Origin of the sequence: Mesorhizobium sp. L-8-10, from assembly GCF_016756635.1 — a bacterium.
Classification (GTDB): Bacteria; Pseudomonadota; Alphaproteobacteria; order Rhizobiales; family Rhizobiaceae.
Map to the genome: position 1 here is coordinate 1,367,501 of NZ_AP023263.1, position 22,301 is coordinate 1,389,801.

Genomic DNA, 22,301 nt, shown 5'->3' on the forward strand with positions numbered 1-22,301 from the left:
TCCAGCATAGACTCAGTGAAATTGAATTCCCCGTGAAGATGCGGGGTTCCTGCGGTTAGACGGAAAGACCCCGTGCACCTTTACTATAGCTTTACATTGGCATTCGTAGTGGCATGTGTAGGATAGGTGGTAGGCTTTGAAGCAGGGACGCCAGTTTCTGTGGAGCCACCCTTGAAATACCACCCTTATCTCTATGGATGTCTAACCGCGGCCCGTCATCCGGGTCCGGGACAATGTATGGTGGGTAGTTTGACTGGGGCGGTCGCCTCCTAAAGAGTAACGGAGGCGCGCGATGGTGGGCTCAGAACGGTCGGAAATCGTTCGCTGAGTGCAATGGCATAAGCCTGCCTGACTGCGAGACTGACAAGTCGAGCAGAGACGAAAGTCGGTCATAGTGATCCGGTGGTCCCGTGTGGAAGGGCCATCGCTCAACGGATAAAAGGTACGCCGGGGATAACAGGCTGATGACCCCCAAGAGTCCATATCGACGGGGTTGTTTGGCACCTCGATGTCGACTCATCGCATCCTGGGGCTGGAGCAGGTCCCAAGGGTATGGCTGTTCGCCATTTAAAGCGGTACGTGAGTTGGGTTCAGAACGTCGTGAGACAGTTCGGTCCCTATCTGCCGTGGGTGCAGGAATATTGACAGGATCTGTCCCTAGTACGAGAGGACCGGGATGGACGTATCTCTGGTGGACCTGTTGTGGCGCCAGCCGCATAGCAGGGTAGCTATATACGGACGGGATAACCGCTGAAGGCATCTAAGCGGGAAACCCACCTGAAAACGAGTGTTCCCTGAGAGCCGTGGAAGACCACCACGTCGATAGGCCGGGTGTGGAAGAGCAGCAATGCTTGAAGCTTACCGGTACTAATAGCTCGATCGGCTTGATCGTTCTCATTTGCCTATGTCCATCGCTATCGCGATGGTTTGTCTGCCCTCACGGCAGTCCCTTCGGGACGCCTCCGGGCGGGGCGCGGCATCAGCCGCGACGGCCGGTCGGCCTTGCGAAGCTTCGCTTCGTTGGCCGTCAAGCCCTGAAAACAAACCAGCTTCTCTTCGTGCGTTTCGCCGACCTGGTGGTCATGGCGGAGCGGCTGCACCCGATCCCATTCCGAACTCGGCCGTGAAACGCTCCAGCGCTGATGGTACTTCGTCTCAAGACGCGGGAGAGTAGGTCGCCGCCAGGTCTGCAAAACGCACGAACAGCTTCTCTTTATGGAAATTCCGTAGGCGAATGCCTACATAAAGCAGGTTGACGCGGGGTGGAGCAGCCCGGTAGCTCGTCAGGCTCATAACCTGAAGGTCACAGGTTCAAATCCTGTCCCCGCAACCACCGATCCCTGCGATAGCAGGTCTGTCAACGCCCCGGCCTCCGAAAGGACGCCGGGGTTTTTCTTGCCAGCAGCAAACCGCAGGATCGCCCCCAGATCGCCACGCAGCACGACCTGCAGGTCATTGCCCTCGGGCATCAGCTCAATCTGGTCGACAAGAGAACGGAAAGTCAGCGCCGCCTGTGTCGTCGTCTCCTCGTTCTGGAGATCGCCGTAGAGTGCGGAGATCCGCTGATGGTAGATTTCCGCCATATTCGGATGCAGTAGGGGCGGCGGCTCCTCGGCCTGCACCAGCATCTCGGTTAGCTCGGCCTTACGCGCCTCAAGAGCGTCCATCTCGCTCTTCATCGAGGGCTGGAACATGCCCTCCTTGATGGCTTCGATGATGCCCCGGATCTGCTTCTCGGTCTTTTCCAACTGACGGCGCGCGGCCTCCAGGCCGGTGCTGCGCTCGACACGCCGCCGGTTCACCTCACGGGTGAACTCGGCACAGAACTCTTTGAACAGTCCCGGCTCCATCAAATGCGTGTGGAGGCCTTGCAGTACCGATTTCTCCAACGCATCACGGCGGATGTTCAGCCGGTTCTCGCAGACGCCCTTGTTGCGGGCGCCGAAGCAGCCGAGCAAGTCCTTGGAGATCATCGTATAGCCGCTGCCGCAGCAACCACATTTGACGAGGCTGGTGAACATATGCTTCGGCCGGCGACGGTCGTTCAAGGTGTTTTCGCCCGGCTCGGCCGGCGGCTGATAGGCGAGCGCCTTCTGACGCGCCTTCACCGCTTCCCACACCTCCTGATCCACGATCCGTAGCTCAGGCACATCCTGGGTGACCCATTCGCCTTCTGGGTTGAGGCGTGAGACGCGCTTGCCCGTATCAGGGTCCTTCAGATAGCGCAGGCGGTTCCAGACCAGCTTGCCGACATAGAGTTCATTGTTGAGGATGCCGACGCCGCGCTTCGGATTGCCGTGAATCGTCGTCGGCCCCCATTCCTTGCCTTGCGGGCCGGGGATTCCCTCCCGGTTCAGGGCCATGGCGATCGTGCGGGACGATTGCCCGGCGAGATAGTCTGCGAAGATGCGGCGCGCCACCGCCGCCTCCGCTTCGTTGATCTTCCGTTCGCCGCGGATCGCCTTGCCACTCGCGTCGAATTGCTTGACGACGTCGTAGCCGAAGCACAGGCCGCCACCGGACTTCCCTTCCTCGACACGGCCCCGTAGGCCGCGGCGCGTCTTATCGGCAAGATCCTTCAGATAAAGTGCGCCCATCGTTCCCTTGAGGCCGATATGCAGCTCGCTCACTTCGCCTTCCGACAGGGTGACGATGGCAATGCCGGCGAAGCGCATGCGCTTGTAGAAGCCGGCGATGTCTTCCTGGTCGCGCGACAGCCGGTCGAGCGACTCAGTGAGGACTACGTCGAACCGGCGCTTGAGGCCATCGGCGATTAGCTCCTGGATACCGGGCCGGATCAGGGACGCGCCTGAAATTGCGCGATCCGTGTAGCTGTCGACGACCTGCCAACCTTCGCGCTCAGCGCGGGCGCGGCAGATGCGAAGCTGGTCTTCGATAGAGGCGTCACGCTGATTGTCGGAGGAATAACGGGCGTATAGCGCAACCTTCATCAGACGGCCTCCCTATTCCGGGAGGCGATTGTCGGCTTTGCGCTTCCCTTCGGCTTCAATGAAGTCCTTTGCGGCCTGTCGCGCAAGCATGCGGACGAGTTCGACAAGGCGGGGATCAGGTTTGGCCGGATCGCAGGCAGGCAAGCGCCGCGATGGTTCGAGAACCACCCGCACTCTCGCAGCTTCTGTCCTTCTCGGCCTGGCCACAAGGTGATCCTCGCCCTCGAGCGGACCATTCCGCTCTCAGAGGCCGTTTCGGAAGGGGTTGAGTGACCGAGGTTCAGATGATTCCAAGGAGTTGCGAGCTTCCTGGAGATTGTCATGTGGACCCCGACCACCCGTGAACAGCATAGCCGTCCCGCGGCGCGTTACCAGACCGATTTGACCGATAAGGAGTGGCTGCTGATCGAGCCCTATCTTCCCGCCGCGCGAAAGACCGGGCGGTCTCGCGCCTGGCCCATGCGGGAGATCATCAACGCGATTTTCTACGTGCTGCGCGGTGGCATCGCCTGGCGACTGCTGCCATCGGATTTTCCACCCTGGCCGACCGTCTATCGCTGGTTTGCGGCCTTTCGCGACGGCTCGGTGTTCGAGAAGATCAATCACGCCCTGGTCATGGCGGATCGCGAACGCGTTGGCCGCGACGCCAGCCCATCGGCGGCGATCATCGACAGCCAGAGCGTCAAAACCACCGAGGCCGGCGGGCCGCGCGGCTATGATGCCGGCAAGAAGATCAACGGCCGCAAGCGCCACGCGCTGGTCGACACCGACGGACGGGCGCTGCTTGTCGAACCGCATCCGGCCAACATTCAGGATCGTGACGGCGGCGGACCGCTGCTGCAGGTGTCGCGCCCGCTATTCCCCTTCATCAAGCACGTCTGGGCCGATGGCGGATACAATCATGAGCGTGTGACAACAGCCACGAACATCCTTGTCGAAATCGTCAAGAAGCAGCCGGATCAAGTCGGCTTCGTCGTCCTGCCGCGCCGATGGGTGGTCGAGCGCTTCTTCGCATGGATCAACCGCAACAGGCGGCTCGCAAAGGACTTCGAGGCGACCATCGATTCCGCAGCCGCCTTCCTCTACGCCGCTTCCGCCATGTTGCTCATCCGCCGATTGGCACGCACGTCATGAGTTTCGAAACGGACTCTAAGACCCCTCAGTTTCAGGTTTCGGAAAACTATCCACAGGCTCGGCGGCATCCGCTATAGCAGGCGGGCGGACGGCCGCGCGAACCGGAACGGCGCGCGGCTGCCATCTGGTGTCGAACAGTTCGTCCATCTTCCGCGAGTTTTCGGCCAAGTCGGCGTCCTCGTGCCACTTCTCCGTCAATGGTAGCAACGCGTCGACCGGCGCTGCCGTGTTGATATTGTCCACGATGACATACCAGCGATCGCGCTTGGAATCGTACTTGTGCTTTTGGCCGATCGCTTCGGCGGCGATCCGGAATTTCTCATTCATGGCCCTGCACACCAGATAGGTCAGACCGCCCGATTCCGTTGGAATCGAGAACGACTTCATCTCCTTGCCCGCCGCCACCTCTGTCCGAATGCACTCAACGGTCTTGGCGAGATCGGTCAAGGAGCCATAGGAAAAATCATAGAGGTCGATCACCACCGAGGCCAGTTCGGGCGGCGCCGTCTTCAGGCTTTTGAACAGGTCGGAAATGACCGGAATGTCGAGCCGTTCAAGGATGCTGAAGGGCCGGGCCGGCTTCACGAGAAAATTGTATTCGCTATCGGAGTGCATCTTGTCGAATACGTCCGACCGGCATTTCAGGTAGTAAAGAAACTCGATCGGCGTCGGTAGTCAATCGCGGCCGCTGTCGCCACCATCAACTCGCTTGGATTCGCTTGGGTCTGTGGCAAACCGTCGTTGATTTCATACCAGGGAACCTTCGACTCGATGAAGACGTGCTCCGTTTGACCCCAAGCCGCATCTTTTGTAAGCGGCCAATCCTCCGGGTGATCAAGCGAGCCGAGCAATCCCAGAATCTCGGTTAGCTCGGCCTTACGCGCCTCAAGAGCGTCCACCTCGCTCTTCATCAAGGGTTGCAACATACCCTCCTTGATGGCTTCGATGATGCCCCGGATCTGCTTCTCGGTCTTTTCCAACTGACGGCGCGGCCTCCAGGCCGGTGCTGCGCTTGATACGCCGCCGGTTCATCTCAGGACCGATTTCTCCAACGTATCACGGCGAATGTTCAGCCGGTTCCCGCAGACGCCCTTGTTACGGGCGCCGAAGCAGCCGAGCAAGTCCTTGGAGATCATCGTATAGCGTCATGATGATCACCGAACGGGCCTGCGACATCATTCGCGGCAAGCCGGTGGCCGCGCCTGCAACCCTCTCCCGCCGGCCGCCGGATGTCGCAGGGCGCTTCGCCGGCGCCGGTTGACGTTGTGGGCGGCGGCATGCGACCAGGGGCGGCCGGCGCGCTACAGGCCGCTGAAGCCCGCCCGCGCGACCCAGTTGTCCCATGCCCGCGCCAGCGGCATCTCGCTTAGCAGCATCTTGCTGGCCATGGCGATCTCGCCGTCGGAAAGATACCTGACCTCGCCGAACTGGCGCGTCTGCTGGATCAGCGAAGCGTTGTCCTTCAGGCCGATGGAGATCATGACGACGGCCTTGAGGCTCTCGGCCACGCAGACGCAGCCATGTCCGCGCAGCAACGCCACCCGGTTGGGCCCGAGGGTGCGGGCCAGCGAGTGGCCCATGTCCATGCGGTCGACGAGCATGTTGGTGTCGCCGAACTCGTCCTGGCTGTCCCAAGTCTCGATCGTGGCTCCGATCACGGACGCCATGTGGAACATGGGCCGCAGGGAGACGTCGACGACTGTGAAGGGCAGCACCGAGCGCGCGTGATGGTGCGTGACAGCGTTGACGTCGGCCCGATCCTTATAGATGGCGCCATGGATGTGACGCTCCGCATAGGGTCGGCGCGGATCGCTGGTGACCTGCTCTCCGTCCAGCGTGAATTCCATGATGTCGCCGCGCGTCACCACGCCAGGGCTGCGCGAACGCGACAGAAAATAGCGCTCCGGATTAAGCGGATTGCGCACGCTGACGTGGCCGAAATCGTCGACGATGTCCTCTCGGGCCAAGATCCGGTTAGCGATCACCAGCGACGTGATCGTATCATCAATGACGGCATCGTCCCGACTTGTCATGTGCATGCTCCCGAACGCTGACGGAGCGGACCATAGACCGTCGAAGTGCTATCGCATAATATATAGTTGGGACACGTCCATATTCTCAATGGTATATATGCGGTCACTCGTCTCGCAGGTATCGATCCACAAGCTGGAGGTCTTCTGCCTCGTGGCGGAGCTCAACAGCTTCTCGCGGGCGGCCGAGCGGCTCGGCATCGCCCAGCCCGTCGTCTCGGCGCATATCAAAGCCCTTTCGGAAAAATTCGGCGTTCCCCTGACGGACCGCAGTGGGCGGCGCGTGACTCTGACCGAAGAGGGACAGCGCGTCTTTTCCTGGGCCCGCGACGTCGTCGGACGCACCCTCGAACTCGAACGCGAAATGGCCGAAAGCAAGCGGGGCGTGGTGGGCAAGGCGTCGGTCGGAGCATCGATGACGCTTGGGTCCTACGTCCTTCCGGGTCTCGTCAGCCAGTTTCGCGACCGGTTTCCGCAAGGGGAGGTCTCGGTTCGGGTGGCCACGCCGCTCCCTGTGATGGACGCCGTTCATGCGGGCGATTGCGACTTCGCCTTCACCATTCTCGATCCACGGCATGAAGCGGCCGGCTTCGATGTCCAGAAGGTCATGGACGAGAGACTGGTGCTCGTCGGGTCAGAACGCGGTGGCCTGGCCGTTGAGCGCCTGGAGGTTTCGCAACTGGGCGAGATTCCGTTCGTCACGGCCCAGTTCGGGACGACCCGCCGCGAGATCGAGGAACAGTGCCTGGCGAGATACGATGTCGGCCGGCGCCGGATCGCCATGGAGTTCGGCCACGGCGAGTCGATCAAGCAAGCGGTCAGGGCCGGGGCCGGGGCGGCGTTCCTCTTCCTTTCGTCGGTGCGCGACGAACTCGCGTCGGGCAGTGTTCATCTGATCGAGACCCCCGGCATGAACCTGCAGGTGCCCGTCTATCTCGTCCGGCGCAAGGCCAAGCGCCTGTCCAGCTTCCAACTCGCCCTCATGAACGACCTGGTCATGGCGTTGAGGGCACGGGGCGACCGCTAGCACTTTGCGCGAAGTGGTGCGGCGTCACGGTGAACGAAGGCGCACCGAAGCGCGCCTCCTCACTGTAGTCCACCGGCGTCAACGGCGGCAGCCTTCGCGAAACGCGCTCGGCGTCACGCCCGTGGCCCTGCGGAATGTCGAACTCAAATGACTGTGGCTGCTGAATCCGGTGGCGAGCGCGATATCGGTGATATCGCGCGGCGTCGAGGCAAGCAGGTGCCGCGCGAGACCCAGCCGGCGATTGATGATGTACTGGGCGGGGCTGATGCCGAAAGCGGCCCGAAAAGCTTCCAGCAGGCGATGCTTGGTCATGCCCAGGAGACCGCACAGGTCATCGAGCCTGATCGATCGGCTGATATTGTCGCCGATGAACTCCTGCACTCTACGCTGACCGTTCTGGTCGAGACCGGGTCCCTGGGCCGCGGCCGAGCGGGTGGGACCGTCGACCCGGTGGTTGGCGACGACGTACCTGCCCAGCGCAAAGGTGACTTCCTCTGCTAGGGCAAGGTTGACGTCATTCGCCCCGGTCTCCAAATCGGCCAAGCGCAGGGCCGCGCGGTAGATGAACTCGTCGCGCAGGGCGAGGCGCGGTCTCAGCTCGATCACCTCGCCGGAGAGCGTGTCGAGGAAATCCGGTGAAAGCCTGAACTCGGCATAACGCACGAGAGTTCCCCGAGCCTCGGCGCTGTAGCGGCAACCGGCGGGCACGATCCAGGCTTCCCCGGGCGCCGGCGGGCCGATCGCCACACTGCCGTCCTCGACGATGCTCTCGAAGCGCGACATGCGGCCGGCGAGATGGACGACGACGAAGTTCGCCGTCGGATCGAGCGTCCATACCGCCGTCTTGCTGATGTCGTCTTCGGCGACCAGAAACTCCGCAGCCGACGACGGAATGGCATGACGGGCTCGTTGCGCCGGCTCGTTGGCCTCCGCGCGCGGTTTCGAGTCAGGCATCGATCCATCCATGGGACGCTCCTGATCGGCTGTGGGCATTTCGCGAGTCCACACTATATCGGGGTTGCGTCAAGTGCTATCGCCAGCCCGCCCGGGACTTTCTGCGCAGATCGGAGGATTCCGCTTCGATCTTAGTGATTTTCCGGCATAGTCACGACGCCGATCTTGCGGCGACACCCCAGCGTCGCGGCGGGCGGTGTCGCGATTATCGCTCGCTGTCGAGCATTGCCATGTGCGCCGATGCGTAGCGCTCGCCCGCCGCCGCGCCGCGCGGAATCGCATGTTCGATCGCCGCGATGTCGGCGGCGTCAAGCCCGATTTTGGCCGCGCCCAAGGCTTCGGCGAGCCGCTTGCGCCGGCGTGCCCCGACCAGCGGCACGATGTCCTCGCCCTGCGCCATCACCCAGGCGATCGCCACCTGGGCGATCGTGGCGCCGAGATTGCCCGCAACCGCGCGCAGAGCTTCGACAAGGTCCAGATTGCGCTCGAGATTGCCCGGCTGGAAGCGGGGGCTGTGGCTGCGGAAGTCGTTGGCCGCCGTGGTCCGGTTGCCCCAGTGACCGCTGATCAGGCCGCGCGACAGGACGCCATAGGCGGTGACGCCGATCCCCAGTTGTCGCGCGGTGGGCAGGATCTCGTCCTCAATGCCCCTCGATACGAGCGAGTATTCGATCTGCAAATCCGCGATCGGGTGCACCGCGCTTGCCCGGCGCAGGGTCTCGGCCCCGACTTCGGAAAGGCCGATGTGGCGCACGTAGCCGGCCTTCACGAGGTCGGCAATCGCGCCGACCGTATCCTCGACGGGCACGGCGGGATCGAGCCGGGCAGGACGATAGATGTCGATAGCCTCGACGCCGAGCCGCTTCAGCGTGTAGGCGGCGAAAGCCTTCACTGCCTGCGGGCGCACGTCGTAGCCCAGCCATTCGCCACTCGGTCCGCGCAGCGCGCCGAACTTGACGCTGATAACGGCGTTGTCGCGGGGGCGCCCCTTGAGGGCGTCGGCGATCAGCAGTTCGTTGTGGCCCATGCCGTAGAAATCGCCCGTGTCGAGCAGGGTGATGCCCGCGTCGAGCGCGCCGCCGAGCGTGGCAAGCGCCTCGTCGCGGTCCGCCGCCCCGTACAGGTCCGACATCCCCATGCAACCGAGACCGATGGCGGAAACCTGAGGCCCGTTCATGCCGAGTGTTCTCTTCAACATCTCGCTTCTCCTTCTAGCAATGCCGGCGTGCCGGCTGCTTAGGAGTTAAGGTCGGCGATCAGATGTGATAATCCGGACAAAAGCGAACGGGCTGTTCGGAGAACCGCACAATGAAACGCCTCGAACTCGATCGCCTGGATGTGTTCGTCACCGTTGCGCGGCAGCGCAGCTTCCGCGGCGCCGCCGCGTGTCTGGGCGTCTCCGCGTCCACCGTCAGCCAGTCGGTCCGCGATCTGGAGGCGCAACTGGGCATGCGCCTTCTCAACCGAACCACGCGCAGCGTATCCCTGACCGAGGCGGGCCATCGGCTGATGGCCGAGCTGGAGCCCGCCTTGGCGGCGATCGCGCGGGCGCTCGATCGCGTCGGGCGCGAGCCGGGCACGCCGGCGGGAACCTTGCGCATCAATGCGCCTCCTCCGGCCATCGATCTCGTCCTTGCGCCGATGATCAGCGGTTTCCTGAAGGCGCATCCGCAGGTCCGGGTCGAGATCATCGCCGAAACAACGCCCATCGACATCGTCGAGCTAGGCTTTGACGCGGGGGTACGTTGGGAGGAGCGGCTGGCGCAGGATGTGATCGCGGTTCCCCTATCCGAGGCGCAGCGGTTCGCCGTGGTCGCCAGCCCCGATCTCGTTTCGCGCTGGGGGCGTCCCACCGATCCACGCGAGCTCATCGGCAGGCCATGCATCCGGCAGCGCTACCCGAGTGGTGTGACGCCCGCCCTGGAATTCGAACGCGACGGGACCGGTGTGAAGATCGACCCGGGGGGGCCGCTCGTCTCGACCAGCATTGCCGTGCAGAAGCAGGCTGCCCTGGAGGGGATCGGCTTCTGGTCGACGTTCGACGGTTATGTGCGTGACGACATCGCGGCCGGCCGGCTCATCAGCGTGCTCGAGGACTGGTGTCCGAGCTTTCCCGGGCCGTTCCTTTACTACCCCGCCAACCGCCATGTTCCGCCGGCGCTTCGCGCCTTTGTCGACTATGTTCGAACGCAGCGGCTGCACAGGGCGAAATCGCTCGCGCCACGCGTGTAGGTGCCGCCTGGGTTTCGCAGTGCGGTACTCGTTTGCAGACCTGCCATGAAAGTAGCGCTAAAATCCGTTCTGCTTCAGTTAGATAACGGATTCGCACTTTCATCCCGGATGGCGCCCGCGCCGGGCGGTGTGTCTCATCCGGAGAATTTGAAAGCAGCTTCCTTGTGTTGGGCGTATCATTCTCTCATTACCTTTGCGCTCGGCGGCTTTGGTGCCGAGACGGATCCGGGAGCCAGGACAATGCCCCTGCATCGCCCCTTCACCATCATGATCGCCGGAATAGGCGCAGTTGCAGTTGTCGCCGCAGCCTTGGCAGGCGCCAACCAATCGAGGGCGCAGACGACCGCCACGGGAAGTGCCTGGGAGAGCATTGCCCAGGTTCTGCAGCATCCGCGCTGCCTCAACTGCCATCAGGAGAACGTGCCGCTGCAGGGCAATCAGGCTCGGCTCCACATCCCGCTGGTCGTGCGCGGGGCGGACAACCACGGCGTCACCGCGATGCGCTGCGAGAACTGCCACAACGTGGCCGCCGGCAACAACCCGACGTCCCGAACGCCGGGGGCGCCGCACTGGCAGCTGGCGCCGCGTTCGATGAACTGGGCGGGTCTCTCGTCCAGCGAGCTTTGCGAGGCGCTGAAGGATACCAGCCGCAACGGCAACCGCGGCGGCGAACTGCTGATCGAGCACATGGGCAACGATGCGCTGGTGCTCTGGGGCTGGGATCCCGGCGAAGGCCGTGAGCCGGTACCGGTGGCGCATGAGGACTTCATGACCGTTCTCGAGGGCTGGGTGGAAAGCGGAATGCCCTGCCCGCAATAGCAAGGCGATCCGAAAAGCCGCGTTACATTCTCGATGGAGACCGCCAAATGGTTACTCTCAATGTCAATGGCGCCGATCACGAGATCGACGTCGCCCCGGAAATGCCCCTACTGTGGGCGATCCGTGACCACCTAGGGCTGACCGGCACCAAGTTCGGCTGCGGCAGGGCGATGTGCGGAGCGTGCACCGTCCACCTGGACGGTGAGGCGGCCCGCGCCTGCTCGATCATGGCGGGCGAGGCCGCCGGCAAGACGATCATCACCATCGAAGCGGTGTCCGGCCCGGTGACGGACGCTGTCAAGAAGGCGTGGCAGACGCTCGACGTCGTCCAGTGCGGCTATTGCCAGTCCGGCCAGATCATGTCCGCGATCCGGCTGCTTTCGGAGGTCAAGGAGCCGACCGACGCCGACATCGACGCCGGCATGGAAGGCAACATCTGCCGATGCGGCACCTATCAGCGGATTCGCGCGGCGATCCATGAAGCCGCCAAAGAACTTGCTTAGGAGGTACTCCCATGGCCATTCACAGCCAGTACGGCAGGACGCAGCCTCTGTCGCGGCGGACTTTCCTCAAGTCAACGGCGGCCGTCGCGGGAGCCTTCGTGCTGGGCACCTATCTGCCCCTTGACCACCGGGCCACCGCCCAGGTTCCGCAAGGACCTTTCGACCCAAACGTATTCCTGCGGATCACGCCGGACAACATCGTCACGCTTCTGTCGAAGAAGTTCGAGATGGGGCAGGGCGTTACCACCGGCATCGCGACCCTCGTTGCCGACGAGCTGGACGCCGATTGGTCGCTGATGCGCATCGAATACGCTCCGAACAACCCCGCCCTCTACAACAACCTGGTGTTCGGCCCGGTGATGGCCACGGGCGGCTCGACCTCGATGCTGGAGACATGGACGCAGATGCGTCAGGTGGGCGCAGCCACGCGGGCCATGTTCGTGAAGGCCGCCGCCGCGAAGTGGGGCGTGGCGGAGAACGACATCGAGGTCGCGGCAAGCGTTGTGCGCACGCGGGACGGGGCGCATGAGGCGACCCTCGGCGATCTCGCGGGCGAAGCCATGGGGCAGCCTGTTCCCGAGACCGTCACGCTCAAGCAGCCGGAGGACTGGAAGCTGATCGGCAAGCGCGCGCCCAGGCTGGACTCCGTCGCCAAGACGACCGGCGCGGCGATGTTCGCGCTCGACACCAAGCGCGACGGCGAACTGATCGCGATGGTGAAGCGTCCGTCGCAATTCGGCGCAACCGTCGCCTCGTTCGACGATGCTGGCGCGCGGGCCGTGGCCGGCGTGGTCGAGGTGGTGCAGATACCCCAAGGCGTCGCGGTACTTGCCAACGACACATGGTCGGCGATGCGCGGCCGCGACGCGCTCAAGGTCGTGTGGGATGCATCCCAGGCCGAAACCCGGTCCACCGCCCAGATTCTCGAGTCTTACCGGCAGATGCTCTCGTCGCCCGGCCTTGCCGCGGCAAACCGCGGAGATTCGGAGGCGGCGCTGAGTAGGGCAGTGAGGACGATCGAAGCCGAGTTCACCTTCCCTTTCCTGGCGCACGCGCCTATGGAGCCTTTGAACTGCACACTCGAATTGAAGCCGGACGGCGCCGAGCTCTGGTCGGGCTGCCAGTTGCAGAGCATCGACCAATTTGCGCTCATGAGCGTATTGGGGCTCCAGCCGGAGCAGGTCACTATCCACACCCTGCCGGGCGGTGGCAGCTTCGGGAGACGCGGGAATCCCTTGGCGGACTGGACGCGTGAGGTGGCCGCCATCGCGAAAGCGATCGGCGGTCGCGCGCCCGTGCACCTGGTCTGGACTCGGGAAGATGACATCAAAGGTGGCTTCTATCGGCCTCTCGTGCTGCACAAGGTCAAGGCTGGGCTCGATGCCGACGGCCGCCTTTCGGGCTGGCAGCACAGTCTGGTCAGCCAGTCGATCTTCACCGGCACGCCGTTCGAGGCGATGGCCGTCCATGACGGCATCGACCACAGCTCGGTGGAAGGGGTCGTCGACAGCGCCTACGCGATCGCGGACTTCGATCTCCAGTTGTACAACGCCACCTCCCCCGTTCCGGTGCTTTGGTGGCGTTCCGTGGGCCACAGCCACACCGCCCATGTCATGGAGACGATGGTCGACGAGCTGGCGGAGGTGGCCGGCAAGGATCCCGTCCAGTTCCGACTCGACATGCTGGCGGACAAGCCGCGCGACGTGGCGGTGCTGAAGCTCGCCGCGGGACTCTCCGGCTGGGGCGAGGCGATGCCTTCCGGAAAGGGACGCGGCGTGGCCTATCACTTCTCGTTCGGGACGCGTGTTGCCTATGTCGCGGACGTGACGGTAGAGGGCGGAAGCTGGTCGGTCGATCGCATCGTCGCGGCCGTCGATTGCGGCGTGGCGGTCAATCCGGACGTCGTCACAGCGCAGATCGAAGGCGCGATCGGCTTTGCGCTGTCGTCGCTTATGCGCAACGCCATCACCCTCGACAACGGACGCGTTGTGGAGAGCAACTTCGACGACTACGAGCCGACGCGGATACGCGAGATGCCAAAGGTCGAGGTCCACATCGTTCCCTCGAATGAATGGCCAAGCGGCATCGGCGAGCCAGGAGTGCCGCCGCTTGCACCAGCCATCGGCAACGCAATTGCGGCGGTGACCGGCCGGCGACTGCGTTCGCTGCCGTTCGACGTCGGCGCGGCGGGCTAGCGCCGACGCCCGGTAGACCGGGCGAGGAAATCCGCGCCTTGCAGGCGTGGTTGCTCTGGCCGTCGCGGGTTCGGCGCGCAGATGCTGGTCCGCGATGTCCTGTGCGCAATCGTCTTTCTGATCGTGGCGCGCTTCGCGTCAGCCGCTATGTGGACATAGGTGGAGCCAAGGGTCGGTCGAGAAAATGGGGATCCGCTCCATACAGCTTGGACATCACGGACGGGTGCCTGATACTGTACCGTCTGGCGAGATACGGACGATGAGAAGGCGGGGAGGGCGGCGGTCGCGGAACGGGCCTCTCGGGAGCGGGGTCCGCAATCCGGCGGAGAGGGCTAGGGCTGGCCTATTATGAACACAATCACGATGGTCATCGCCGGCTTGGGATTGCTGGCATTGGTCTATGGGTCGGCCCGTTTGCGTGGGCAGCCGTTCAGCGCTTTTCCGCCCGCCTACCTGGTAGTCTCGTGCGTTGCTGCGGCGATCAAGATGTGGATCGGCGTAACGCGGGCCAGCTACAGCGTGGCAGAAGAGTTGCCGTTCCTTGTCGTCATCTTTGGCCTCCCTGCGGCCCTTGGCGTCGCCGTTGGGCTCAGGAATTGAGGATGCCCGAAACGCCTGGCACCGATTCAAGGATCGACGACGTGGTCGACTTCTGGGCACGCTCGCGTACCGCCTGGTTTGCGCACGACCCGGAGTTCGATGAGCGCTTTCGCCAGACATTCGCGGCGCTTTACGAAACCGCGCGGAGCGGCGTCCTGGCACATTGGGAGGACACGGCCGATGGATGCCTCGCGCTGCTGGTCCTGCTCGATCAGTATCCCCGCAACGCCTTTCGGGGCACGCCGCGGATGTACGAAAGCGATGACGAGGCCCGAAGGATTGCCAGGAGGGTAGTGGACAGGGACTTCGTACGTCGGGTCTCCGACGAAATGCGACTTTTCATGATCCTGCCGTTCGCGCATTCCGAAACCCTGGAAGATCAAGACCTGTCCGTGAACCTCCACCGGCGGTTCCTGCCCGCCGGCCTTGGCCGGGCACGCCGGCATCGGGCTATCGTCGAACGCTTTGGCCGCTTCCCACATCGCAATCCGATCCTCGGCCGTGCAAGTCGTCCCGAGGAGCAGCGGTACCTGGCCGCAGGAGGCTTTCAGGGGTGACCGCAAAGAGTGGATGTTTGGGGGTGACCAGTGAGCCGCACACTTCTTGATCGTATCGTCCCGACGAGCGCGCTTCGCAGTCTCGGCGAGCGCGACATGCCGCGCGTCACCAATATGGAGCTGTTCTTCGATCTCGTTTACGTATTCACGATCATTCAGCTCTCGCACTTCCTGCTCGACCACCAGTCCTGGATGGGTGCACTGCAGGCGGCAACGCTCTTCGCTGCGGTCTGGTGGGCGTGGAACTACACGGCCTGGGCCACGAACTGGGTTGATCCGAACCATCCGAGCGGCCGGCTCCTAATAGTGGTTCTCATGGCTTGCGCGCTGCTGATGGCGATCGCCATGCCGTACGCCTACTCGTCACGCGCGGAGTTGTTTGTTGGAGCCTACGTCGCGATGGCCATCATCCGCGCCGCCTACATGGCGCTTGTCTTCCGCGGACAGCGCATGGGCCGGAACTACGCGCAACTCGGCGCCTGGAGCGCGATTTCGGGGTGTTTCTGGATCGCGGGCGCGCTGCTGCCCGAGTTGCGCGTCTGGCTGTGGATAGTGGCGGTGTTGCTGGACTACGCGGCGCCTTATGTGGGGTTTTGGCTTCCAGGCATCAGCTCTACGCCGATGGAAAGTTGGCCGCTCAAGGGGCTGCACCTGCTTGAGCGCAACCAGCAGGTCTTTATCATCGCGCTCGGGGAGTCGATCCTTCTGCTGGGGGGAATGCTCGTCGGGAACGCCCTGGGCGCGGACAGCGTCATCGCCGCCGCCATCGGCTTCCTCCTGATCGTGTCTCTTTGGTGGTTGTACTTTGTTCATCTTACCGAAACGGGCGAGCATCGTTTCGCGCATGACGGCGACCATACCAAGCTTGCGCGGGCTAGTCTGGCCTACGCCCACGGCGTGATGGTTTGCGGCGCCATCGTCGTGGCCGTGGCCATCGAATTGATCGTGGCGCATCCTCGCGACGCCGTTCATGCGCCGGCGGTGATCATCACAGCCGCGGGACCAGGGATCTTCCTCGCCGGCAGCGCCCTGTTTCACCGCGTCATGGCGCGGAGCATACGGCCAGCCTATTGGATCGCCGTCGTCCTCATCGCCCTCTGGAGCTCGCTCTCGCTTGTCATGCACCTTTCGGGGCTTTGGCTGGGCGCGGGAGTGCTGGCGACAATGATTCTGCTTGCCGCTTTCGACCGGCCCGACGAGACCCCGCAATGAGCGACCATGCCACAAGCCGGAACAAGGTAGCGGTCAATGTCGCCCTCTTGCTGGCGATCCTCCTCCACAACCTGACCTACCCCCTGTCGATCGCGGGTGGAATCTGGCCGGCGATCTTCTATCTGTTTTATGCGACGATCTTTGTTTTCGCCACCATCCTTCTGAGCTCCGACGTGCGGCTGCGGTGGCTGGCGTCACTCAGCGGTGCCGCGGTCTTTCTGGCCGGGCTCGTGAACTCATATGCGCCGGGCTCCGTCGCGGCGCTGGCGGTTTACCTGACATCGATCGCCTATCATGCGGTGATGTGCTTCGTGCTGGCACGCTACACATTTGGAGCGCGGACGGTGATGAGCGATGTCGTGCTCGCCGCCACCTCGCTTTACCTGGTGATCGGCTCGGGCTTCGCTGCGATTCTGGCGCTGATCGAGTGGATTTGGCCGGGTTCTTTCGTGGCGAGTTCCGGCGCTGAGATCACCTGGCAGCAAATGGTCTACTACAGCTACGTGACGCTGACGACGCTGGGGTATGGAGACATCACGCCGATCGGCTTCTACGCGCAGGCATTCGCGTCCTTCGAAGCGGTCGTCGGCGTTCTCTACACTGTCATCTTGCTGTCGCGCCTGGTGGGCCTACACGCGGGCGGATCGGCGCGGTGAGCCCTGGGCTGATCAAAGTAACGCGCTCTACCTGTAGCCCCCGCCGGCGACGGTAATGGTCTGGCCGCTCACGTAGCCACTCTGCTCCGCGGCGAGGAAACACACCGCGTTGGCAATGTCGGCGCCGTCCGCGAGTCGACCGAGCGGAATATGCGCGCGGAGACGGGCCTGCTCCTCAGGTGACAGCGCACGGTAGCGCTGGGTTATCCGAGCGTCGTCGCCCGGCAGGGTAAGGCCCGGGCTGACGGCGTTGACCGATATGGCGAACGGACCGAGATCGTTGGCAAGCTGTTGGGTGAGGCCCACCACCGCCATCTTAGCGGTGACGTAGGGCAGGCGGCCTTTGACGGTTCCGACCGGTCCGTAAACGCCATCCTTCAGCGAGGAGGAGATGTTGACGATGCGACCGTAACGAGCGGCCTTCATCCCTCCGACAAGCCCGCGGCAGAAGCGCATCACACTGGAAAGGCTGAGCGACAGCACGAACTCCCACTGCTCGTCGCTCATCGTCTCGACGTCGTCGCCGGCGTCCTTGCCGCCGCCACCGACATTGTTGACGAGGATGGAGGCCGGGCCGAGATCGGCCTGCAGCGCCGCGCAGATCTGCGATACCTGCGCGGAGGAAGTAGCGTCGCATTCGTAGCCGAAGATGCGCTGGTCGCGCGTTCCCCTGTCGGCAGTGATGCGGGCGATGTCGACAGGCTTGATGTCGACGACCGCGAGGTCCGCGCCATGCGCCCACAGCGCGCGAGCGATGGCGGCGCCGATGCCTTCCGCCGCGCCGGTGACGACCGCGACCCTGCCCTTGAACGAATACATTGAACCGCCTCCTCGCGCATTTCCAACTCTGCCGGCCGCCGAATGCCTGCCGGACAGGTCAGCGAGTAAGCCATCCGACGCACCCACCGAAACCATCGACCGCGTAGCGGAAACAATGAGTGCGCGCGCTCGAAAAGCCGGGCATGGCCATCGGGGCGGCAGCGCTCTAATCCTGCGGTCAATCGATACGAAGAAGGGAGGCCTTCCGGCGGATGCGCACATGACGGAGCCAGCGAGCAGACCCATCAACCCGCTTTTCGGCCCGAACCGGCTCAAGATCGGCATTTTCGGAACCAACGGCAAGGGATCGGCGCAGACCCTGCTTTCCGAGAACTACAGGCCAACGTGGGAGAACGTGATCGAGACCTCGCGTATCGCCGACAAGGCCGGCTACGAGGCGATCGTGGCCTATGCACGCTGGAAAGGCTATATTCCCGGTCGCATCGATCATCCCGCCGGCATCATTCTCGACCCCTTCACCTACGCCGCCGGTGTTGCCCAGGCGACGTCCTATCCGGCCATCTTCGCAACCAGCCACGCCCCGACGATCCACCCCATCGCCGCCGCCAAGCAGTGCGCGACCATCGACATCATTTCCGGCGGCAGGCTGGTGCTCAACGTCGTCGCTGGCTGGAACAAGCCGGAGCTGGAAATGTTCGGCGCGGCCCTGAGGGAGCATACCGACCGCTACGAACACCTGGCCGAATGGCTCGAGATCCTTCAACGGCTTTGGACCGAGAACGACGAATTCGACCACGACGGCCGGTTCTTCAAGGTGGTCCGCGGCATGTCGATGCCGAAGCCGGTGCAGCGGCCGGGACCACCGATCATGAGCGCCGGCGGGTCGGACACCGGCCGCAGGTTTGCCTGCGCACACGCCGATGTCTGCTTCCTACTGCTGCATTCCGAGGATCCCACCGACTGGGCCCGGCAGATCGGCGCGTACAAGCAGTTCGCGCGCGACGAGTTCGGGCGGGAGGTCCAGGTGTGGACCTACGCGCCGATGGTCCAGCGCGACACGATGCGCGAGGCGCAGGCTTACCTGCAGCACTACGCGGTCGACCACCAAGACCGCGAAAGCGTTGACGGCTGGATCGCCGGCAACGCGGCCACGGCCAAGGGCATGTCGCAGGAGACGCTCGAGAAGCTGCGCAACCACTTCGCGGCGGGCGGCGGCGGCAACCAGCTCGTCGGCACCGCCGATCACATCGCCGATCGCCTGCAGCAGCTTTCCGATGCCGGCCTCGACGGGATCCTGTTCACCTGGGTCGATTTCCTGGACGGCATGTCACGCTTCAACCGGGATGTGCTGCCCGCACTGGAAGCACGGGGGCTCCGCAAGCCCTTTGCCGGCGGCGGCCGTCAAGCAGCTTGAGGAGACAGCAATGAATGTCGCAGCATCCGCTACCGGCACGGGCAGGGGCGCATTTCCGCCCCGCCAGCATATCGATGTCGGCGGTGTCCGCACGGCCTATCACGTCGCGGGCGACGGGCCCGAGACGATCCTGTTCGTCTACGGAGGCAATTTCGGCGGCGCGGACGCCGCCTCGAGCGCAGCGGTGTGGGAACCCAACGTGGCGGCGCTATGCAGACGCTTTCGCGTGGTCGTGCCCGACAAGATCGGGCAGGGATACACCGGCGTTCCGCTTCGCGACGAAGACTACACCATGTCCGCGGTTGTCGGTCACATCCGCGATTTCGTACGTGCGATGCGCCTGCCCCCCGTGCACATCGTCGGCCATTCGCGAGGCGGCTTCGTCTCAGCCAGGCTGACGATCGAGCATCCCGAGCTGGTGCGGTCATTGACCGTAGTCTCCAGCGGCACGCTGAGCCCCGGCGTGGGCACCAACGAGGTGACGCTGGCGATGCCGCCGCATCCCCCGTTTACCCGGGAATCGGCCCGCTGGGTCTATGAGAACTATTGCCATCAGCCCGGCGTGGTCACGGACGAATGGATCGACGTGGTGATGGATGTGCTGGCCCAGCCGATCTACCGCGAGGGCGTCCGCAAGATGATCGACGAGCAGCTCGGGGTGCGCCTCTTCCTGCCCGATCTCGCGCGCTACAAGCGCGAGACGCTCGCCTGCATCAACGAGGGTAGGCTCCAGAGACCCACGCAGATCGTGTGGGGATTCAACGATCGGACCGTCGTGGCGGAACGCGGGGTGGAGATGTTCAACATGGTATCGGCGCACGAAAGGCGCACCACGCTCAACATCATCAATGAAGCCGGACACTTCGTCTATCGCGAGCACCCGGAACGTTTCAACGCGCTGCTAGACAGCTTCGTCGACCTCCACCGTGGATGAGAGAGGCAAGATGAACGACCTGACCGAAACGTCCGCCATTATCGACGGCATCCCCACACGGCTCGTGCTGGGGGGAGAGGAGGGCGCGCCGGCCACGCTTCTCCTCCACGGCGGCTCTCCCGGATTGTCCCCCTATTGCGGCGGTACCCACCTTTGGGGAGACACGATCGCGCGCCTTGCCCATGGGCGCCGGGTCATCGCGCCCGACCTTCCCGGTAGCGGCGGCACCGGACCGGCCGATGGTCCGCTGACCGTCGGGCGCCTGAGCGCGCACGCACGAGCGACCATCGAGGCTTTCGCCGAGGGACCGGTCCATCTCATCGGTCACGATCTCGGCGGCATGGTCGGGCTCTGGGTCGCGATCGAGGCGCCGGAACGCGTCGCCTCGTTGACCATCGTCTCCAGCCACGCCGCCTCGCCCACAGGTGACGGCGTGGAGAACCTGGCGCTGCTGGCGCCGCCGCTGCCGCTCTGGTCGCGCGCTTCGCAGGCGTGGGCATACGACCGCCTGTCATACGCCCACCACCACATCGACGAGCGACTGCTCGACACGTCGGTTGAGGCAGCGGGGCGGCCCGGGCACCTGGCCTATGCGAGCGCGCAAACACGCTCGACCGAAAGCGAACTCTTCGCGTCGATCATGCGGGCGAAATCGCGCTTCTTCCGCGTGGCGCGGGAGGATGGCGTCAAGGTGCCGACCCAGATCGTTTGGGCCAGAAACGATCCGCTCGTCACGGTGGATCATGGCATCTGGCTCTACCGTATCATCGCCGCGCGGCAGCGCTCCGCACACTTCCATCTCGTGAACCGCAGCGGCAATTTCCCTTTCCGCGAACAGCCGGACGAATTCCTGCGTCTGGTCGAGTCCTTTCGGATCGGAGTGGCCGGCGAGGCCGCGTGAGGCACGTGCCGGCCGGAACGAAGGAAGGCGGCTCGCTCGAGCCGCCTTCTTGTCTTCGCCTTCAGAGTCCCTGATAGGGGATCAGGAAACTCCATGCCTTTAGGCGGCTGGGATGGTGCCGTTTCCGGTGTAGATTGGCCGAATGGAAGCGTACAAGCGCGGCAGCCACACGGTCTGGGACTGCAAGTATCATCTGGTGTGGGTGACGAAGGACCGCCACGCGGTGCTTGGCGGCGACGCGGGCAACCGGTGCCGGGAACTGTTGCGCGAGACGGCGCGAGCGCACTCGATGGTCATTCATGCCGGGTGAAAGGGCGCAAAAGAACCAGACGCCACCGGAGCCCGACGACAACTTCAACGTGACGTGAGTGCGCGCCTGCCCGCCGAAGGGCGGGCCGATCCGGCTTTAAGCCGTAACGTGAAGCCACCGCCTTTCAGGCGGTGGAGAATTCACAGCGATTTGCGGGCGCGCATTGAAGCCGCTTGAAGCTCGCGCTTCACAGCCCAATCGGCGATATCGCGTTTGCGGGTGAAGAATACGCCCTCGTGCTGGCGCGTATAGTCCAGCATCCGCTGGATGGTGGGTATGAGCGTCGGCCGACCAGCCATGTGGGCGTGCAGGGTGATGTCGATCGAACGGCCCCAGCCGTCGCACGCTTCGGAGTAGAGCGTGTCGAACGTGTCCTTGAAACCCTCCCACATGACGCTCGGCGGGTTGCGCGAGAGCACCCACTGGGTGATGTCATTGGTGGCCAGGCTCTGTCGCGGCATCATCACGAACGGGCCGGCGCCGCTTTCGATCACGAAGGGCAGGTCGTCGCTGACATCGTCACCGTTCCAGATGTAACCCTCCTCCTTCAGGATGCGGATCGTGTGTTGCGAACCGGTGCTGCCGGGGCTCGTCCAGCCGACCGGCCGCACGCCGCCCGAAGCCTCCGTCAGGACCTGCGTGCAGCGCCGGATCTCCTCGCGTTCAGCCTCCTCGCCGGCATCCTTGACATAGACGTCGTTCGCCCATCCGTGGCCGGTCACCTCGTGTCCCTCGGCGACGAAGGTGCGGACGATCTCGGAATGACGCGCGGCCGCGAGCCCGTTGGTCGCCATCGACCCCTTCACGCCGTACCGGTCGAGGAGGTCGAGAAGCCGCCAGATGCCGGCCTTCCAGCCGTAGTCGCCATAAGAGAGCGAGAAAAGGTCCGCCTTGCCGGGCGTCGCGATGTAGTTGAACTGGCTCTGGAACTTGAACGCCTCGAACGGTACGCCGACCGTTACGGCCAGCTTCTTGCCCTCCGGCCACGCCCACTCCCGTGCGAATCGCCGTCTCGTCTGCATCTGCGTCTCCCTCTCCCTCATAGTGACGAGGCGAGTCTAGGTGGCGGGGTCCGCCCGCTCAACGCGCGTC

At 63.9% G+C, this 22,301-nt stretch carries 21 protein-coding genes, 1 tRNA gene, 2 rRNA genes and 1 pseudogene (1 of these 25 cut by a window edge); 17 read left to right on the plus strand and 8 right to left on the minus strand.

Annotation, left to right across the window (positions count from 1 at the left end; all coding sequences use genetic code 11):
* The 3 genes from JN280_RS06200 to JN280_RS06210 form a co-directional block, all read left to right on the plus strand.
* A 23S ribosomal RNA gene (locus JN280_RS06200) occupies positions 1 to 892 on the plus strand (it extends 1,977 nt beyond the left edge of the window).
* A gap of 180 nt (positions 893 to 1,072) precedes the next feature.
* A 5S ribosomal RNA gene (rrf, locus tag JN280_RS06205) occupies positions 1,073 to 1,187 on the plus strand.
* A 69-nt stretch (positions 1,188 to 1,256) separates the two neighbouring features.
* Positions 1,257 to 1,333 (plus strand) — tRNA-Met (locus JN280_RS06210).
* Here JN280_RS06210 and JN280_RS06215 read toward each other — a convergent pair.
* Positions 1,290 to 2,951 carry a recombinase family protein gene (locus JN280_RS06215; protein ID WP_202314584.1) on the minus strand — a complete coding sequence of 554 codons (1,662 nt, stop codon included), beginning with the start codon at positions 2,949 to 2,951 and terminating at the stop codon, positions 1,290 to 1,292. The two genes, JN280_RS06210 and JN280_RS06215, sit on opposite strands and share 44 nt — an antisense overlap.
* Positions 2,952 to 3,272: 321 nt before the next feature.
* Between JN280_RS06215 and JN280_RS06220 the strand changes: the two genes are divergently transcribed.
* On the plus strand, positions 3,273 to 4,085 hold the full coding sequence (locus JN280_RS06220; protein WP_202310785.1) for an IS5 family transposase: 813 nt from the start codon (positions 3,273 to 3,275) through the stop codon (positions 4,083 to 4,085).
* Between the two features lie 15 nt (positions 4,086 to 4,100).
* On the opposite strand, the gene JN280_RS06225 is transcribed toward JN280_RS06220, so the two are convergent.
* From JN280_RS06225 to JN280_RS06235, 3 genes are all read right to left on the minus strand, one after another.
* Entirely contained in the window at positions 4,101 to 4,700 is a 600-nt protein-coding gene (locus JN280_RS06225) for a hypothetical protein (RefSeq protein WP_202310786.1), read from the minus strand.
* A gap of 26 nt (positions 4,701 to 4,726) precedes the next feature.
* Positions 4,727 to 5,065 (minus strand): hypothetical protein, encoded by a 339-nt coding sequence (locus tag JN280_RS06230; RefSeq protein ID WP_202310788.1) that lies wholly within the window; start codon positions 5,063 to 5,065, stop codon positions 4,727 to 4,729.
* Between the two features lie 321 nt (positions 5,066 to 5,386).
* Positions 5,387 to 6,118, minus strand: coding sequence for a class II aldolase/adducin family protein (locus tag JN280_RS06235; protein ID WP_202310790.1), 732 nt, complete (start codon positions 6,116 to 6,118; stop codon positions 5,387 to 5,389).
* 97 nt (positions 6,119 to 6,215) lie between these two features.
* On the opposite strand from JN280_RS06235, the gene JN280_RS06240 reads away from it, so the two are divergent.
* Positions 6,216 to 7,142: a LysR family transcriptional regulator gene (locus JN280_RS06240; RefSeq protein WP_202310792.1), complete on the plus strand. Its 927-nt coding sequence runs from the start codon at positions 6,216 to 6,218 to the stop codon at positions 7,140 to 7,142.
* 78 nt (positions 7,143 to 7,220) lie between these two features.
* Here the strand turns inward: JN280_RS06240 and JN280_RS06245 are convergent, their stop codons facing one another.
* Both JN280_RS06245 and JN280_RS06250 read right to left on the minus strand, forming a co-directional pair.
* The gene (locus JN280_RS06245; protein ID WP_202310794.1) at positions 7,221 to 8,096 is read right to left on the minus strand and encodes a helix-turn-helix transcriptional regulator; all 876 of its coding nucleotides are present in this window, start codon (positions 8,094 to 8,096) and stop codon (positions 7,221 to 7,223) included.
* 205 nt (positions 8,097 to 8,301) lie between these two features.
* Entirely contained in the window at positions 8,302 to 9,294 is a 993-nt protein-coding gene (locus JN280_RS06250; RefSeq protein WP_202310796.1) for an aldo/keto reductase, read from the minus strand.
* Between the two features lie 110 nt (positions 9,295 to 9,404).
* Here JN280_RS06250 and JN280_RS06255 point away from each other — a divergent pair, with 110 nt between their 5' ends.
* The 8 genes from JN280_RS06255 (at position 9,405) to JN280_RS06290 (ending at position 16,870) form a co-directional block, all read left to right on the plus strand.
* A complete protein-coding gene (locus tag JN280_RS06255) occupies positions 9,405 to 10,328 on the plus strand; it encodes a LysR family transcriptional regulator (RefSeq protein WP_202310798.1) in 924 nt (307 codons plus the stop codon).
* 45 nt (positions 10,329 to 10,373) lie between these two features.
* Positions 10,374 to 11,147, plus strand: coding sequence for an Isoquinoline 1-oxidoreductase subunit (locus JN280_RS06260; protein WP_244743035.1), 774 nt, complete (start codon positions 10,374 to 10,376; stop codon positions 11,145 to 11,147).
* 47 nt (positions 11,148 to 11,194) lie between these two features.
* A complete protein-coding gene (locus JN280_RS06265) occupies positions 11,195 to 11,650 on the plus strand; it encodes a (2Fe-2S)-binding protein (protein ID WP_202310800.1) in 456 nt (151 codons plus the stop codon).
* Positions 11,651 to 11,661: 11 nt separating this feature from the next.
* Positions 11,662 to 13,845, plus strand: a complete 2,184-nt coding sequence (locus JN280_RS06270) for a xanthine dehydrogenase family protein molybdopterin-binding subunit (protein ID WP_202310802.1) — start codon at positions 11,662 to 11,664, stop codon at positions 13,843 to 13,845.
* Between the two features lie 348 nt (positions 13,846 to 14,193).
* Positions 14,194 to 14,445, plus strand: coding sequence for a hypothetical protein (locus tag JN280_RS06275; RefSeq protein WP_202310804.1), 252 nt, complete (start codon positions 14,194 to 14,196; stop codon positions 14,443 to 14,445).
* A 2-nt stretch (positions 14,446 to 14,447) separates the two neighbouring features.
* The gene (locus JN280_RS06280) at positions 14,448 to 15,002 is read left to right on the plus strand and encodes a DUF924 family protein (RefSeq protein WP_202310806.1); all 555 of its coding nucleotides are present in this window, start codon (positions 14,448 to 14,450) and stop codon (positions 15,000 to 15,002) included.
* Positions 15,003 to 15,032: 30 nt separating this feature from the next.
* Complete coding sequence (locus tag JN280_RS06285) at positions 15,033 to 16,214, plus strand: low temperature requirement protein A (protein ID WP_244743039.1); 1,182 nt, start codon at positions 15,033 to 15,035, stop codon at positions 16,212 to 16,214.
* Entirely contained in the window at positions 16,211 to 16,870 is a 660-nt protein-coding gene (locus JN280_RS06290) for a potassium channel family protein (RefSeq protein WP_202310808.1), read from the plus strand. Before JN280_RS06285 ends, JN280_RS06290 begins: the two co-directional genes overlap by 4 nt.
* Before the next feature lie 27 nt (positions 16,871 to 16,897).
* On the opposite strand, the gene JN280_RS06295 is transcribed toward JN280_RS06290, so the two are convergent.
* Positions 16,898 to 17,689, minus strand: coding sequence for an SDR family NAD(P)-dependent oxidoreductase (locus JN280_RS06295; protein ID WP_202310810.1), 792 nt, complete (start codon positions 17,687 to 17,689; stop codon positions 16,898 to 16,900).
* A 220-nt stretch (positions 17,690 to 17,909) separates the two neighbouring features.
* Between JN280_RS06295 and JN280_RS06300 the strand changes: the two genes are divergently transcribed.
* From JN280_RS06300 to JN280_RS06315, 4 genes and pseudogenes are all read left to right on the plus strand, one after another.
* The gene (locus tag JN280_RS06300) at positions 17,910 to 19,064 is read left to right on the plus strand and encodes an LLM class flavin-dependent oxidoreductase (RefSeq protein WP_202310812.1); all 1,155 of its coding nucleotides are present in this window, start codon (positions 17,910 to 17,912) and stop codon (positions 19,062 to 19,064) included.
* A gap of 10 nt (positions 19,065 to 19,074) precedes the next feature.
* Positions 19,075 to 19,998: an alpha/beta fold hydrolase gene (locus JN280_RS06305; RefSeq protein WP_202310814.1), complete on the plus strand. Its 924-nt coding sequence runs from the start codon at positions 19,075 to 19,077 to the stop codon at positions 19,996 to 19,998.
* Positions 19,999 to 20,008: 10 nt separating this feature from the next.
* The gene (locus JN280_RS06310; RefSeq protein ID WP_202310816.1) at positions 20,009 to 20,899 is read left to right on the plus strand and encodes an alpha/beta fold hydrolase; all 891 of its coding nucleotides are present in this window, start codon (positions 20,009 to 20,011) and stop codon (positions 20,897 to 20,899) included.
* A gap of 142 nt (positions 20,900 to 21,041) precedes the next feature.
* Positions 21,042 to 21,206, plus strand: a pseudogene (locus JN280_RS06315) (transposase); the annotation flags it as partial.
* Positions 21,207 to 21,349: 143 nt separating this feature from the next.
* Here JN280_RS06315 and JN280_RS06320 read toward each other — a convergent pair.
* A complete protein-coding gene (locus JN280_RS06320; RefSeq protein ID WP_202310818.1) occupies positions 21,350 to 22,231 on the minus strand; it encodes a polysaccharide deacetylase family protein in 882 nt (293 codons plus the stop codon).
* Between the last annotated feature and the right edge of the window lie 70 nt (positions 22,232 to 22,301).